Origin of the sequence: Acinetobacter genomosp. 15BJ, assembly GCF_000400715.1 — a bacterium.
Classification (GTDB): domain Bacteria; phylum Pseudomonadota; class Gammaproteobacteria; order Pseudomonadales; family Moraxellaceae; genus Acinetobacter.
The window spans coordinates 1,597,553-1,612,660 of sequence record NZ_KE007347.1; the positions used below are offsets into that span (position 1 = coordinate 1,597,553).

Genomic DNA, 15,108 nt, shown 5'->3' on the forward strand with positions numbered 1-15,108 from the left:
TCTCATCCCTGATTATGATTTAAAGCGGCGCAATCCTACCAATCCAAGTAACATCAAGATCGCACCCATTCCAAAGCTACCCGTACTCACTGTTTTACTTTTAAAGGTATTCGGTGGATCTTGTACAATTGTTGCTGGAATATCAATAAAATAGTTTGATACATCATTAAAACGAGTCGTAGTCGTCATTACCCGTAAATTAAATTTATCTGCACCATGCCAATCACTATCAGGCACATAAGTTACATTACCATCCTGATCGATGCTGGTCTTGCCTTTAGATGGAGTTTGTGTTTGCACGACCTCTAAACAACCGACTTTCCAAGGCTGGCCATCTGAACGCTTACCAAGTTGTGCTTCACATGTTGCAGGATCCAGCAACTCACCGTCTAATAAACTCTCCGCTATACTAAACTTAGCCACTTGTCCGTATAAAATATCTTGACCAACAATTGGAATTTCACCACGATTGACAATTAACTCAACTGAGCCCAAATCACATAATTCATTAAACCCTGTACGACTTTTCCCGCGTTGATCTGTAGGCTCACAATTCGCTGTACTGAAAGTCGTACCATCACTATAAATGCGCCCTTTATTGACAATGAGTGAATCTGACAACTGTTTATAAGAAGCCAATAAACGGGGTTTAAAGAAACCGAGCATTTGATCTTTCGGAATAGAATAAGGGCACAGCAACCCCTTCGCTGGTGGAGCTGCACAAATGCCTTCATCATTTGTACCACCCGCAATTAAGGCTTGCTCAGGATCATTCTGATTCCACATAAAGTTTGGTAAACGTTTTTCTGCATTACGATCACAATCTGATGTGGTTAAATTGCTTTGAACAATAGTCGTATCATCTGAAGTGTTCGTACAGTTCGTATTTCCATTCGCAACTAAAATACTATTTGAAACATAAGAGCTAGGATATTCTTTAACTGTTTCTTTTTTCTCGCCATTTTCGTCAGTTGTTGTTGTTATCTTGAAATTTAAAGACTGTAAATGTAACCCAGCAGCATTTTTAATAATTGTATTATTATTGAGAATCATCCCTTCACGAATATTCGCAACATAGCCGCCTTTGTTATGAAAAATAGTGCTACTGCGAATACCTGAAATACCCGTTCCCAATGCCCCAGCAATAGTATCGTTATTAAAACCAGTTTGGACATAGAGCAAAGCACCATTGGTACCTGCTACACCTTCATTATCACGTATTACCGATTGTGTAATGAGATACATTGGCATTTCACTATAAATGACTGCCCCCTGATCCGCCTTATTATTTTGTAAAATACTATTATTAATAGAGACATATCCTGCTGTATTTTTCGCATCCGATAAGACACCAGCATTATAAATTGCACCGCCTCGATTCGCTGAACCACCGACTAATCTTGAGTATTGAATCGATAAACTTTCACGATTGAGAATTAAGCCGCCATCATTAACCTTATTGGAAGCTCCTTGTAGATTTAGCTCAATCAAACCGACTGCAAGCAAAGCACTTTCAACATTATTATCATCAATTACGAAAAGACGATCAGAACCCACCATTTTAATCGTCGCATTGTTTAAGCCTTTTTTATTATCATTAAAGCCATCACTAGCTGCAGTACGAATTGTAGTCGCTGCTTTGATATTTAATGCTGAATTAATTTGATAGGTCTGGTCACGTTGCAAAATGATGTTACTCGTTGCATCTTTATTACCACATCCGTGATAACCATTTTCAAATTCTTTTTGGCTTCTTTTATTTAAAAACTCAACAGCTTCTCGTAATGAACAAACGGCATCATCTTTGTCTTCATCAGCCAATGTTGTAACTTGAATATCCGCAGAATATGCATGTCCAGTAATCGCAAATAAAGCGCAGGCAAGCGTCCGTTTGAGCATACCGATCTCCTTCTATTTTTCATTTTTCTTCGTATTACAAACTCAGTGTTTGCAACCACATTCCTTTGTGCGTACTTTGTCATAGCTCTCGAAATTACTCAAGAAATTTTATGCTATTGGCGATATTCATCAATCAAAGCATAAATCTGCTTAAGTGTTGTATTTGAAAGCTTAGTTTTTTCGCCCTTTAGCATTTTTTCGAGCTGGGCCAGTGTTTGTAATAAAATTGATGCCTGATGCGGCCCATTGCTCAACAAGTAATCTACAATCTGTTGATCAAAATGAATACCACGTCGGGTCATAACTGATTGTAGTAAAGCATGCCGATCAATATAGGAACTGCCATTCGGCACTTTTACACTGACAGCCTGAGTCAACCTTGACTGTAAATCTGGTAATTCAAGCTTTAGCTCAATGGGCGCAACACGAGAAGAAAAAACCAACTGCCCTTCATGATTATTCATTAAATGAAAAACGGCTTTCTGCCAATGTGGAACGCCACTAATCGAATCAATATCATCTAATGCAACTAAGTCATAAAATTCTAAAGACGTGATTGCTTCAATGGGTGCATCTAATAATTCTAACAATGAAACTTTTATTGCAGGCCGACCTAACTCTAAATATGAATCACAGATCGCTGAAAGCAAATGACTCTTACCTGTACCAGCGCCGCCATAGACATAAAAGCGGCTTACCAACCCAGCATGTAACTGTCTAACTGCATCAACCACAGGTCCCCAACCCGGCCCTGAAAAATCACTGATTCGAGCATCGAGTTGAGGTTCTATATCCAGTTGTAGTTGACGCATATACTTAATTTGTTCCTCAATTACTTTAAGTCATTCGAGTTTGAAGTCTCTGTATCTTGAGAGTTTTTAATTTGAATATCAAGCTCTACATGACCTGATTCAATATTTATATGTTGAGTTTCACCTTCTACCAACACAACTTCTGTTGGTAATCCATATAAGCGACTTTTTTCATAATTATCACGTGCATGTTTTAATAATACAACAATGACAGCAGCCACAGGTAAGGCAATTAGCATTCCAAGGAAACCACCCAGTTGTGCACCGGCCAATACAGCAAAAACAACGGCGACAGGAGATAACCCAATTTTATCTCCCAACAAGAATGGCTGAAGAATGTAGCCTTCGACCATTTGTCCAATCATAAATACAACACCAACCAAAAGTAGTTGTGTCCAATCCAATCCAAATTGAAACAGGGTTGCAATAACGGCAGCGATAATCCCGACACCAAAACCTAAATAAGGAATAATACTGGCAAGGCCTGCAATCATCCCAATAATCAAGCCAACCTCAAGACCAATCAATTGCAACCCAACAGCATAAACAATTCCCAATAAAAGCATAACGAGGAATTGGCCTTTTACAAAAGCGCCTAAGACACTATGGCATTCACGAACGATGGCTAAAGTTGAAGCTTCATAAGGACGTGGAATTAAACGTCTAAAGCTTTGTAGCATTCTTTCCCAATCGAGCAAAAAGTAGAATGAGATAATTGGAATTAAAATCACCACACCACCCAACTGAATAAAGTTCAATCCAGACTGGGCAACTCTTAACGCCATGGTTTGAATACTATCAGCACTGTAGTTAGTCTGGATATAATCCATAAAAGCTTTGGTAATCTGTTCAGTATCAATTTCCATCGGCACCACATTAAAGGTATGTGATACCCACGGTAAGAAGGTTGCATTAATCCAATGAATTCCCGCAGGAATACTATCCCGCGCATACATTAATTGCTTCCATATCAGTGGTACTAGAAACCATAAAACCATGGTCAAAGTCACACCAATACCAATAAACACGATACTGATTGCAAGCCAACGAGGCAATTTAATTTTGACAAGAACATCCACAAGCGGGCTAAACAAGTAGGCAATGAAAAAAGCACCTACAAAAGGAATCACAATGGGCTTTAATAGATAGAGCACCCAAAGGAGTAATGCGAGCCCAGCGAGGATAAAGATACGACGTAGTACCTGATCTTGCATAAAATCTAGCCTTTTTTCGTGTAATCGTTATAAATGGAAAAAAATTTTAATTAAAGATAGCATTTTCGAGCATAAATAACATAAGAGTTTCGTATATTCAGGTTATAATCTGCCGCCACTGCGGAGACTTCACTATGAGCAACTCAACTTCTACCCCAAATACTGGTTTAAGCTATAAAGATGCTGGCGTCGACATTGAAGCGGGAGACGCATTGGTCGATCGTATCAAATCTGTCGCTAAACGCACCACTCGTCCTGAAGTAATGGGCGGTCTTGGTGGTTTCGGTGCACTATGCAAAATTCCCAAAGGTTATGAAGAACCTGTTTTAGTATCAGGAACAGATGGTGTAGGGACTAAATTACGTTTAGCACTAAACCTCAACCGTCATGACACGATTGGTCAAGATCTCGTTGCAATGTGTGTAAACGACTTACTTGTTTGTGGTGCTGAGCCATTATTCTTCCTCGACTACTATGCAACTGGTCATTTAAATGTTGATGTTGCAGCAGATGTAGTGACAGGTATTGGTAAAGGTTGTGAACTTGCTGGTTGTGCATTGGTCGGTGGTGAAACTGCTGAAATGCCTGGCATGTATGAAGGTGAAGATTACGATCTTGCTGGTTTTGCTGTTGGTGTTGTAGAACACAGTAAAATTATCGATGGAACTAAAGTGAAGTCTGGTGACGTACTTCTTGGTGTAGCATCTAGTGGTGCACACTCAAATGGTTACTCATTATTGCGTAAAATTTTAGATGTTAAGAATGTAGACTTAACTCAAATCGTCGATGGTCGTCCACTTGCCGACGTGGCAATGGAACCAACACGTATCTATGTAAAACCAGTACTCGAACTTTGCAAACAAGTTGATGTTCATGCAATGGCACATATCACTGGCGGTGGTTTACCAGGTAACTTACCACGTGTACTTCCAAATGGTGCTCAAGCTGTCATTGATGAATCAAGCTGGGAATGGTCTGAATTATTCCAGTTGTTACAACGTGAAGGCAACGTAGAACGCTTTGAAATGTACCGTACATTTAACTGTGGCGTAGGTATGGTGATTGCAGTTGATGCAAGCGAAGCGGACAAAGCTATTGATCTCTTAAATGCACAAGGCGAGAAAGCATGGAAAATTGGTTATATCCAAGAAAATGCTGAATCAGTTGAAGGTGCAGACGAAAAAATTCGCGTGATCTTTGCATAATGAGAATTGCTGTCCTTGTCTCAGGCAACGGTAGCAACTTACAGGCCCTGATAGATGCAAATCTGTCAGGGCAAATCATTGGTGTTCTCTCAAATAAAGCTAATGCTTACGCATTGCAGCGTGCTGAGAAAGCCAATATTGCGACCGCTGTTATTTCACATAAAGATTATCCAAATCGCGAAAGCTTTGATGACGCCATGCATCAGCAATTGTTGGCATGGCAAGTTGATCTCGTAATCCTTGCTGGCTTTATGCGGATTTTAACCCCGAACTTTGTGAGTCAATGGCAAGGTAAAATGTTAAATATCCACCCTTCTCTGCTGCCTTTTTATAAAGGTGTGAATACACATCAACGTGTACTAAATACCGGAGATCGTTTGCATGGCTGTACAGTTCATTTTGTCACGGCTGAGCTCGATGCAGGACAAAGTATTGCGCAATCAGCAATTCAAGTCTGTTTACATGACTCTGTAACAAGCTTGGCACAACGTGTGCATGAGCTTGAGCATTTCATTTATCCTCAAGTTACAGAATGGTTATGTAATGGCCAACTGACTTGGCAGAATGGTCAAGCTTATTTCAACCAAAAGCCCTTAGAACGACCAATTCAATTTGCACAATTCTAAAAAATAAAACGCATCCTAGGATGCGTTTTTTATTGATTCAAACTACCAAGCTTTTAATTTTCTCTACTGTTTCCATTGGATGCTCTAACGGGAACATATGGCCACCTTCAAGCACAGAAAAAGGAATACCCAATTTCTTTTTCGCTACTTGCGGGAACTTTTCTTTTAAGAAAACACTGTCTTGTCCCACAACCAAATCTACAGGAACAGGAGGTTTTGGCATTGGTAACCACCACATGGATGGTGTGGTTCTAAACATTGCCACTTCATCATCTTTAGCAATGGTGAGTGTGACACCACCATTTTGTGGATCATCTGTCAGGGCATAGTCAATATAAGCTTGAAAACAATCCGCATCAAAGTGTTGATAAAAACCTCTCGAGCCTAATAACTCTGCAGCTTGTTCACGTGAATCCCAATGATCACGACGACGTACTGACAAACCTGCTGGGGTAATCTTGTCCACCAGTTTAGGCTTAAAAATTTTAGCAAGATGAAAAATAAAGGATGCTTTACCAATGATTAAAGGTGGATCTAGCATGATGACTTGTGAAAACAACTCTGGACGACGATAAGCAGACATCAGTGTCAAAACTGAACCCAAAGAATGTCCCAAGCCAATCACTTTACGCCCTTGTGCTTGCTGCACAATGCTATCAATAATCTGATCGACCAAGTGCGTCCAGCCGTGGGTGATCGGATAACGCTTGTCGTTTCCAATCTCGGCAACATAGATAATGTCATATTGATCTTTTAACTGATCAAACAGCTTTTGATAAACTTTAGATGGAACACCATTGGCATGGGCAAAATGAATCAAGGGTTTCATAAGCTTGTCTTTTATTTTCACTGATTGGTCAATTATCCTACTCTACATATGTATTGCAAATTAAAAGGATAACTGTCCAGTTATTTTTAGAATAAAAAAAAGGGTTGTGATTAACACAACCCTTTTTGAAATATTATTGTATTTTTGCGTTCTGCTGAGTTTCTAGCTGTGCTGCAAGCGAACTACTAATACCTGCACCAAGCTGCGCCCCCATACGTCCTAGAATTGATTCTAACGGATTACGTTGTACCGTATAGTCCACTTTTTGCTCGATTTTTAGATCACGCATCAATGTTGTCAAACTTCCGTTACGATCTGCTACACCTAAAGCAACTGCTTGTTCACCCGTCCAGAATAGACCTGAGAAAATTGCAGGGTCATTTGACTTCAAACGTTTACCACGACCTTCTTTCACTGCATTAATAAAGTGAGTATGCACATTATCCAAGACTGATTGCACATGCTGTTTTTGTGCGGGATCAAGTGGTTTAGTCATACTCAAGATATCTTTATTGCTGCCTGAAGTCAGGGTACGGTCTTCAATGCCTAGCTTCTGCGCTAATCCATTCAAACCATAATTTGGCATAATCACGCCGATCGAACCCACTAAACTTGATGGATTGACAATGATTTCATCTGCTGCTGAAGCAATATAATACGCACCTGATGCACCCATATCGCCAATTACGGCATAAACTTTTTTATCTGGATGCTGTTTTTTCAGGTAACGGATTTCTTGCCAAATTTCATCAGACTGTACTGGCGAGCCGCCTGGTGAATTGATATTCAATGCAATTGCCTTACTGCCGCTAGCTTCAAATGCACGCTTTAATGCTTTGTTGGTATCTTCACTATTCACTGTAGATTGACCCGCAGATGAATCGATAGTTCCCACAATATCGACCACAGCCAAATGGTTACTGCTGATGCTTGTCGTTGATTTCTCAGAGGAACTGGTACAGCTCTTGGTCATTGCCAATAATACAATCAGCAAATATGCAAAGCCCAAACATTTAAAAAAAATGCTCCAACGACGACTACGGCGTTGTTCTTCGACAGAAGCTAAAACAGCTTTTTCTAAAATTTGCCATTCTTTGCCTGTCACATTATTACTATTTGTAGATTCATTTTGTGGTTTTGGTGGCCAATCGGACATAAGATTCCAATCCAATATATTTTAAAGTGGCTTTATTATATACGTGGATTTGCGCAAAACTGTTTAAATAACTTGTCTTAACTTATAATTATTTTTTGCTTTATACTTCCCTTTGTAATTTTTTATAATTTTTCCTACATGACTCAGCCTAAATCAACCAGTACAAGATATCGTCTTATTCAGTTTGTTAGTCGCCAGCCGATTCAATTAGGGCGCTTCTTTGCACGTTTGGTTGCAGCCTTGGTCACAGCTCTTCCACTTTCCAAACTTTCAAAAACGATTGGTTTGAACATACAAATTGCATTTCCAGAGATGGATTCGCAACATAGACAGCAACTCACCAAACAAGCTATTCGAAATGAATTGGGTTCTTATTTTGAGTTTTTCAGTATTTGGGGCTCAACAGATGCAAAAAACATTCAAAGAATCCACAATATTCATGGCGAACATTATTTCCATGAAGCCTTAGCAGAAAAAAAGGGTGTCGTCCTGATTATGCCTCATTTGGGGACTTGGGAAGTCATGAACGCATGGTTAGCACAACATACGCAAATGACCATCTTATACAAGCCTGTCAAAAACCCTGATGCTGATCGTTTTGTTCGTGATGCACGTAGCCGCAATCAGGCAAATTTAGTCCCTACCGATGAAAGTGGGGTACGACAGATTTTTAAAGCACTAAAACAAGGTGGTACTACCGTTATTCTTCCAGACCATACCCCTGATCATGGTGGAGATATGGTTGATTATTTCGGTATTCCGCTGGCATCTAGCAGTCTCAGCGCCAAACTCATTCAAAAAACCAAAGCTCGAGCTTTATTATTTTATGCCATGAGAAATGATCAAGATGGCTTTGATATGTATGTCGAACCGATCAATCCTCAAATCTATGAAGGTAATGCCGAAGATGGCACTTTAATTATTCATCAAACTTTAGAACAACTGATTCGACGTTACCCCGAGCATTATCACTGGAGCTACAAACGTTTTCGCGCCAATCCCGCTTTAAAGAAAATCTACGATATTGATGAAAATGAAGCGCTGCTAAAAGTAGCTGCAGTTCGTCAGCAGACACAACAAAATAAAGATGCGTAGGCTATTCTCGTTGTAACCATTTTCGTTGATGGCGTTGCTGTTTTAACTCAACAACACCATTTTCGAATAAAAAACTGATACTGCCTGACTGCGCTGTATTGAGCAAAGGAATTTTTAAAGATTGAAGGCGACTTTGCAATTCTTGACTAGGATGTCCATAACGATTATCAGAGCCAGCTGATGCAATCGCTAATTTAGGTTTTAACATCGCTAAGAAATCATAAGCAGAGCTGTGTTTACTGCCATGATGACCTAGAACCAAAACATCCACTTTTAAATCAGGATATTGCTGCATTAGCTTATATTCAGTTTCCCACCCTGCATCGCCCATAATCAGAAAATGTTGATACGGTTGCGCATTCAGGAATTGTAAATAAACAACACAAGACTGTTCATTTTGCTGATGTGTTGCAACAGCCAAGCCCTCCTGATCGGGTGATAGAATTTGTATTTTTAGATTTGAATATGACCAAGTCTGGCCTTGCTGACACAATGAGAAATTATTTTTAAATGGCATTTTTTCATTACGTTCATTGGATTGCACTTGAGTAATCGCAAAAGCATTTTGGATTGCTGCAAATGCGCCACTATGATCTTGATCCAGATGAGACAAAATCACATGATCCAATGTCCATATCCCTTGCTGCCTTAAAAAAGGAATAATCACTCGATCCCCTAAGCTGAACTTAGTTTCATCATATGACCCACCCGTATCGATCATTAGGCTCAGTTCTGGATGCTGTAAAAAGATGGCCTGTCCGACATCAAGAATAGTGAATACCGTTGATTGGACTTTTATGCCGAGAAAAATCGGTAAGAAGCACGCCAGCGACCATACCTTCGGGACTATGCCTCTTGGCAGAAATAGAATGACGATACCAACCATAAAGCCCAACATCATCAACGGTGTATAACTGACGCCATATAACTCAGGTGAAACATGTTGTAGGCCATTGAGTAGCCATAGCAAAATAGCCAGTAATCCATCACTGAACTGAAATAGTAGTTGTCCAAGTGCAGGAATCAATAACCAAATACATGCTGCGATAATCCCTAAAGGCACAACTACGCCACTGAGCAATGGAATGGCAATCAGATTACTGATCGGCGCAAGCCACGAAATCTGCTGAAAGAAAATAAGTACCAAAGGAAGTAAAGCAATAAAGATTTTCCATTGTGACTCAATCAGAAGCTTCATACCTAAAAGCAGTTTTTGAGTGGTTGTGATGACTTGTTCTTGAGGTACATCCCTGATGGTTTGATAGATGCGTAGTAGAATAAAGCACGCCCCATACGACAACCAGAATGCAGCAGACAAAATACTGAATGGATCATAGATCAGCAATAAGCTTGCACTATAAATCAATAATGCGAATGGCTGAATCGACTGTCGAAACCATAGAAAAACACTGGCAATAATCACGGTTAATAATGTTCTCAGTGCCGGAATTTCAAAACCGACAAAAGCCACATACAACAGTACACTCAGTCCAAAAGGCAAAAGCACTAAAACCTGTCGTGGTTGCCATAAATATAATTTTGGCGCATAACGCTGTACCATGCACTTCAATACCCAAGTCAGCATCAGCGCAAAAACCAAGACATGTGGACCAGAGATTGCCAATAAATGTGAAATACCTAATTGTTGGAATTGTTGCTTTAAATGATTTGATAACAAGCTTTCGTCACCTGTCAGCAAAGCCAATAACAAACCTTTATGCCGTAGCGTACTCGCTTGCAGCATTTCACGGAATGACAATCGCAGCATTTCAACATTGAGCAGAAATTTTTCTTGTAGTGTTTGTTGCTGCTTGAGATGCTGGTGAAAGCCCAAACGATAGATCTGATCTTGACTTAAAGGCTGGATGTCGCTGACCTGATAAGCAGACATGACATTTTGTTGTAAAAACCATTTTTCCTGATCAAATGCACCTGCTACAGCATAGCTATGTGCAGGTTTTATCCTCCCAGATAAACGATAATAATGACCTAATTGCAAATCTTGCTGCTGAACAATTTGATTATTTGGTTGTTTTATATAAAGCAACCAATCAACGGGTTGCGTGTGTCGATTAAGTACTTCTACAATTTGTTTCTGCCCATCTTCGCTTAGCTCGTCGATTTTTTTGATATACACAATCGCTTCAAAGGGCTGTACTTCAGTTTCTTTGAATTTTAGCTGTTGCTGCAAGGCTGAATCGGCATAATAAAAGCCCGTACAAAACAAGGCCCAACTGACACTGGTTAAGAGTAAAAACTTATAGGCAACAGATTGAGAATATGACGTTCTTGTATATAAACCAATGCCAAATATCACGACTGCTAGTGTTAGCCAAATCCACCAAGTGTGTACTGCAAAGCTAAAATCATGCCCCATCAGGGCAATACCAGCAATCCAGCTGATTAAAACAATTTTCAACATTTCTTAAAATTAAATTTAGTTTTTCTAAAGATAAAATTAAAGCCCTTTTTCAGGGCTTTAACAAGAGGTCTAATTTAATATTTATGCACTATTCATAACGTAATGCTTCAGCAGGTTGAACTTTTGCTGCTCGTAAAGCGGGGTAAATTGTTGCAAGTAAACTTAATAGTAATGAGACGCTTACAACAAGTAGTACATCTTGCCAACGTAAATAGGAAGGCAAATAATGCACAAAATATGCATCTAATAGATTCAAGCCAAAGGTGGTATTAATCCAAGATACGATATTACCAATGCTTAAAGATAAAATAATGCCTAAAACAGTACCTAAACCCGTTCCAATCACACCAATAATCGTACCCTGCACCATGAAAATTTGAGTAATCAATAATGGTGACGCCCCTAGAGTACGTAATATTGCAATATCTGACTTTTTATCCGTGACCAGCATCATCAAAGATGAAATGATATTAAAAGTCGCCACGATAATAATCAGTAAAAGCAATAATCCCACCATATTTTTTGCCATTTGAATAGCGCTAAATAAATTACCTTGGGTATATGTCCAATTAGAAGCATAAAAATTACTTGGTAATTTTTTGATAATGCTCTCAGAAATTTCTGGTGCAGCAAAAATATCATCCAGCTTTAAGCGAATACCCTGCGCACCATCTGGTAAGCGCAATAAAGTTGATGCATCATTCAGTGCAATATAACCCACCATCGAATCGACTTGAGTACCGATTTTAAATATTCCAACCACTTCGAAACGTTTAAATCGCGGCACAACCCCTGCCGATGAGCTCGTCGCTTCTGGTAAAACCAGGGTCACAGGATCGTTAAGTTTAAGTCCCAAGCTATCTGCTAGATCTTGCCCCAATACGATTCCATATTTCCCTTTTTTCAGCGCATCTAGACTGCCTGCTTTCATATAATCATGAACAATAGAGACTTGCTTTTCATATTCTGGCTCAATCCCTGAGATCATAATCCCAGTTACTTGGCCATGCGCCGTTAACATCCCTTGGAGTTGGGTATAAGGTGCAACAGCAAGTACATGGGATTGTTTAGTGATATCTTTCGCTAAACCTTCCCAATTGGTCATAATTTGAGTTGAGGCAATGGTCGCTTGCGGCACAATGCCTAGAATACGGTTTTTCAATTCTCGGTCAAAACCATTGATGACGGATAAAACCGTAATCAGCACCGCCACACCCAAAGTTAGACCAATCATTGTCATCAATGAAATAAATGACACCAGACGGCTTTTTTTTCTCGCTTGTGTGTATTTCAGCCCAATATAAAATGAAATGGGTTTAAACATGCTCACCCACCCATATACCATCTTGCATATGCAAAATTGAATCCGCTGACTGTGCCAATTGCTCATCATGTGTCACGATCAACATCGCCATGTTGAGCTCTTTTTTCAAATCGGTGAGCAATTCAAAAATATTGAGTGCTGTTTTTCGATCTAGATTTCCAGTCGGTTCATCTGCCAATACCACAGCTGGTTTGGTCACTAACGCGCGGGCCAATGCCACACGTTGGCGTTCACCACCCGACAATTCGCCTGGTTTATGATCCATACGATGGGATAGACCTACACGATCGAGCAAATATTCTGCTTGCTTCTTCACATCCTTAAAGTTGCTTTCTCTGCGCAACATTAACGGCATCGCCACATTTTCTAAGGCTGAAAATTCAGGGAGTAAATGATGGAACTGATAAACGAAACCAAGGTATTGATTACGCTTGTAGCCACGCTCTGCCTCACCTAAATTATCAAAGCGTTGGCCTTGTAAAAATACTTGTCCTTGTGAAGGTTGCTCCAAGCCACCTAACACATGCAATAAGGTACTTTTACCTGAACCACTTGACCCCACAATAGAAACGAACTCGCCCGCATTGACTTGAAGAGATAAGCCTTTGATCACTTCAACTTTACTTTTGCCATCATCGAAATGCTTAAAGATATTTTTTGATTCTAGAACGATCTTACTCATAACGTAATGCCTCAGCTGGTTGCGTTTTCGCTGCACGGATAGCAGGGTAAATTGTTGCTAAAAAACTGATAGATAAAGATGCTGTCACAACAATTAGTACATCTTGCCAGCGTAAATAAGAAGGCAAATAGCCAATCACATAACCACTAAATAAATTCAGTCCAAAGGTATGATTTAACCAGCCAACTAAATCACTTATCGTTAATGCAAAACTACTTCCTAAAATAACCCCAATCACAGTACCCACAACGCCAATGATGGTGCCTTGGACAATAAAAACAGACGTGATAAATCTTGGAGAAGCCCCTAAAGTCCGCAGAATTGCGATATCCGCCTTTTTATCGGTTACCACCATGACCAATGACGATACGATATTAAATGCTGCTACCACAATAATCAGAAATAATAGTAAACCGACAAGGTTCTTTTCCATTTTCACTGCACTGAATAAACTTCCATGCGTTTCCTTCCAGCTTGTTGCATAAAAATTATTAGGTAATTGTTTAACAATCTGGTCAACTACTGCGGGCGCAGCAAAAATATCGTCCACTTTAAGGCGTACACCTTGTGCACCATCTGGTAAACGCAATAAAGTAGAAGCATCATTCAAGGCGATATAACCGACCATTGAATCCACTTCTGCACCCACACTAAAAATACCAACGATTTTAAAACGTTTAAAACGTGGCACCACACCTGCTGGTGACGGTGTAGCTTCAGGCAGTACTAAGGTCACACTGTCATTTAAGCCAAGGCCTAGTGCATCGGTCATATCCTTGCCGAGGACAATCCCAAACTCGCCTTTTTTCAATGCATTTAAATCACCTGAAACCATGTGGTTCTGGATAATCGAAACCTTCTTTTCATATTCAGGATCAATCCCCGTCACCATAATGCCTGCAACTTGACCTTGCCCGGTTAACATCCCTTGCAATTGAGTAAATGGTGCAGCACCAGTGACATGCGGGTGGTTCTCAACTTTTTTTACAAGCTCAGGCCAATCTGTTAGAATTTGAGTAGAAGAAACAGTGGCTTGTGGAACCATTCCAAGGACACGATTTTTTAATTCGCGATCGAAACCATTCATAACAGATAACACTGTAATGAGAACAGCGACACCAAGTGTCAAGCCGATCATGGAAACTAAAGCAACAAAAGAAATAAAATGATTACTCCGCTGAGCACGAGTGTATCTCAACCCTATATACAGCGAAATTGGCTTAAACATACCATCTAGTCCGAGGTGATTTATTATGGAAAATTCACAACATCATCTTGTTGACGACAACACTGAACGTCGAGTGATGTCTCGTATTGATGCCGTGTTGAGAATCAACTATCAAATCATTCCAGATGATGTTGCGTTGAATGACCCGTATGATTCCCATTTCGTTTTGCCACGCTATTTTCTACTACTTGCAGAATTAGATCAATTTGATCATGCGTTTCGCTACGAATTAGAACAATTAAATGAAAAAGATCAACAAATTGCTCGCATCTTATCCCTTTTTAACCAAAAACTGAATCTGATTACGGGCTCTTTTTACGACAATATCGTGCAATCCTTATTGCCCGTTCCTGAACAAGTCAACTTTTCCGAGAATGGTTTAAGTTTTTATAGTTCGCAAGATATTATTGAAGGCACATATATCCATATTACCTTGAGCCACCCAGAAAATTTCTTCCATATTGCGGCAACAGCACAAGTGGCGCATAGCACGGCTGACGAACAAGGTAAGTTCCGTATTGGCGCGTATTTCATTACTTTAAACCCCCAAGATCGCGCTAAATTAGCGGCCAGTATTCAACAAACACAGCAAACGGAAAGCAATTAATTCCCACAT

General features: G+C 39.8%; 13 protein-coding genes. 4 read left to right on the forward strand and 9 right to left on the reverse strand.

The window, feature by feature from the left end; genetic code table 11:
* Positions 1-12: 12 nt before the first annotated feature.
* From rbtA to cxpE, 3 genes are all read right to left on the reverse strand, one after another.
* Positions 13-1,899, reverse strand: a complete 1,887-nt coding sequence (gene rbtA / locus F896_RS06690; protein ID WP_016164271.1) for a rhombotarget A — start codon at positions 1,897-1,899, stop codon at positions 13-15.
* Positions 1,900-2,012: 113 nt separating this feature from the next.
* On the reverse strand, positions 2,013-2,711 hold the full coding sequence (locus F896_RS06685; protein WP_004805642.1) for a DnaA ATPase domain-containing protein: 699 nt from the start codon (positions 2,709-2,711) through the stop codon (positions 2,013-2,015).
* Between the two features lie 20 nt (positions 2,712-2,731).
* Positions 2,732-3,925, reverse strand: a complete 1,194-nt coding sequence (gene cxpE, locus F896_RS06680; RefSeq protein WP_016164272.1) for a chloramphenicol efflux transporter CxpE — start codon at positions 3,923-3,925, stop codon at positions 2,732-2,734.
* A 134-nt stretch (positions 3,926-4,059) separates the two neighbouring features.
* On the opposite strand from cxpE, the gene purM reads away from it, so the two are divergent.
* Positions 4,060-5,130, forward strand: coding sequence for a phosphoribosylformylglycinamidine cyclo-ligase (gene purM, locus F896_RS06675; RefSeq protein ID WP_004805639.1), 1,071 nt, complete (start codon positions 4,060-4,062; stop codon positions 5,128-5,130).
* On the forward strand, positions 5,127-5,756 hold the full coding sequence (gene purN, locus F896_RS06670; RefSeq protein WP_171069699.1) for a phosphoribosylglycinamide formyltransferase: 630 nt from the start codon (positions 5,127-5,129) through the stop codon (positions 5,754-5,756). The genes purM and purN overlap by 4 nt, the downstream gene beginning before the upstream one ends.
* A 37-nt stretch (positions 5,757-5,793) precedes the next feature.
* On the opposite strand, the gene F896_RS06665 is transcribed toward purN, so the two are convergent.
* A complete protein-coding gene (locus F896_RS06665) occupies positions 5,794-6,585 on the reverse strand; it encodes an alpha/beta fold hydrolase (RefSeq protein ID WP_016164274.1) in 792 nt (263 codons plus the stop codon).
* A gap of 133 nt (positions 6,586-6,718) precedes the next feature.
* A complete protein-coding gene (gene sppA, locus F896_RS06660) occupies positions 6,719-7,741 on the reverse strand; it encodes a signal peptide peptidase SppA (RefSeq protein WP_016164275.1) in 1,023 nt (340 codons plus the stop codon).
* Between the two features lie 138 nt (positions 7,742-7,879).
* Between sppA and F896_RS06655 the strand changes: the two genes are divergently transcribed.
* The gene (locus F896_RS06655; RefSeq protein WP_016164276.1) at positions 7,880-8,836 is read left to right on the forward strand and encodes a lysophospholipid acyltransferase family protein; all 957 of its coding nucleotides are present in this window, start codon (positions 7,880-7,882) and stop codon (positions 8,834-8,836) included.
* 1 nt (position 8,837) lies between these two features.
* Here F896_RS06655 and F896_RS06650 read toward each other — a convergent pair whose 3' ends face one another.
* From F896_RS06650 to F896_RS06635, 4 genes are all read right to left on the reverse strand, one after another.
* Positions 8,838-11,258: a DNA internalization-related competence protein ComEC/Rec2 gene (locus tag F896_RS06650; RefSeq protein ID WP_016164277.1), complete on the reverse strand. Its 2,421-nt coding sequence runs from the start codon at positions 11,256-11,258 to the stop codon at positions 8,838-8,840.
* An 88-nt stretch (positions 11,259-11,346) separates the two neighbouring features.
* The gene (locus F896_RS06645) at positions 11,347-12,582 is read right to left on the reverse strand and encodes a lipoprotein-releasing ABC transporter permease subunit (RefSeq protein WP_016164278.1); all 1,236 of its coding nucleotides are present in this window, start codon (positions 12,580-12,582) and stop codon (positions 11,347-11,349) included.
* The gene (gene lolD / locus F896_RS06640) at positions 12,575-13,264 is read right to left on the reverse strand and encodes a lipoprotein-releasing ABC transporter ATP-binding protein LolD (RefSeq protein WP_004654642.1); all 690 of its coding nucleotides are present in this window, start codon (positions 13,262-13,264) and stop codon (positions 12,575-12,577) included. Before lolD ends, F896_RS06645 begins: the two co-directional genes overlap by 8 nt.
* Positions 13,257-14,492 (reverse strand): lipoprotein-releasing ABC transporter permease subunit, encoded by a 1,236-nt coding sequence (locus F896_RS06635; protein WP_016164279.1) that lies wholly within the window; start codon positions 14,490-14,492, stop codon positions 13,257-13,259. The genes lolD and F896_RS06635 overlap by 8 nt, the downstream gene beginning before the upstream one ends.
* Before the next feature lie 25 nt (positions 14,493-14,517).
* Between F896_RS06635 and F896_RS06630 the strand changes: the two genes are divergently transcribed.
* Positions 14,518-15,099: a PilZ domain-containing protein gene (locus F896_RS06630; RefSeq protein ID WP_005204919.1), complete on the forward strand. Its 582-nt coding sequence runs from the start codon at positions 14,518-14,520 to the stop codon at positions 15,097-15,099.
* The last annotated feature ends 9 nt before the right edge of the window (positions 15,100-15,108 follow it).

What these genes read in the sequence shown, in the direction of transcription:
- rbtA (WP_016164271.1), bottom strand. Translation starts at nt 1,899, where the DNA reads ATGCTCAAACGGACGCTTGCCTGCGCTTTATTTGCGATTACTGGACAT.
- F896_RS06685 (WP_004805642.1), bottom strand. Translation starts at nt 2,711, where the DNA reads ATGCGTCAACTACAACTGGATATAGAACCTCAACTCGATGCTCGAATC.
- cxpE (WP_016164272.1), bottom strand. Translation starts at nt 3,925, where the DNA reads ATGCAAGATCAGGTACTACGTCGTATCTTTATCCTCGCTGGGCTCGCA.
- purM (WP_004805639.1), top strand. Translation starts at nt 4,060, where the DNA reads ATGAGCAACTCAACTTCTACCCCAAATACTGGTTTAAGCTATAAAGAT.
- F896_RS06665 (WP_016164274.1), bottom strand. Translation starts at nt 6,585, where the DNA reads ATGAAACCCTTGATTCATTTTGCCCATGCCAATGGTGTTCCATCTAAA.
- sppA (WP_016164275.1), bottom strand. Translation starts at nt 7,741, where the DNA reads ATGTCCGATTGGCCACCAAAACCACAAAATGAATCTACAAATAGTAAT.
- F896_RS06655 (WP_016164276.1), top strand. Translation starts at nt 7,880, where the DNA reads ATGACTCAGCCTAAATCAACCAGTACAAGATATCGTCTTATTCAGTTT.
- F896_RS06650 (WP_016164277.1), bottom strand. Translation starts at nt 11,258, where the DNA reads ATGTTGAAAATTGTTTTAATCAGCTGGATTGCTGGTATTGCCCTGATG.
- F896_RS06645 (WP_016164278.1), bottom strand. Translation starts at nt 12,582, where the DNA reads ATGTTTAAACCCATTTCATTTTATATTGGGCTGAAATACACACAAGCG.
- lolD (WP_004654642.1), bottom strand. Translation starts at nt 13,264, where the DNA reads ATGAGTAAGATCGTTCTAGAATCAAAAAATATCTTTAAGCATTTCGAT.
- F896_RS06635 (WP_016164279.1), bottom strand. Translation starts at nt 14,492, where the DNA reads ATGTTTAAGCCAATTTCGCTGTATATAGGGTTGAGATACACTCGTGCT.
- F896_RS06630 (WP_005204919.1), top strand. Translation starts at nt 14,518, where the DNA reads ATGGAAAATTCACAACATCATCTTGTTGACGACAACACTGAACGTCGA.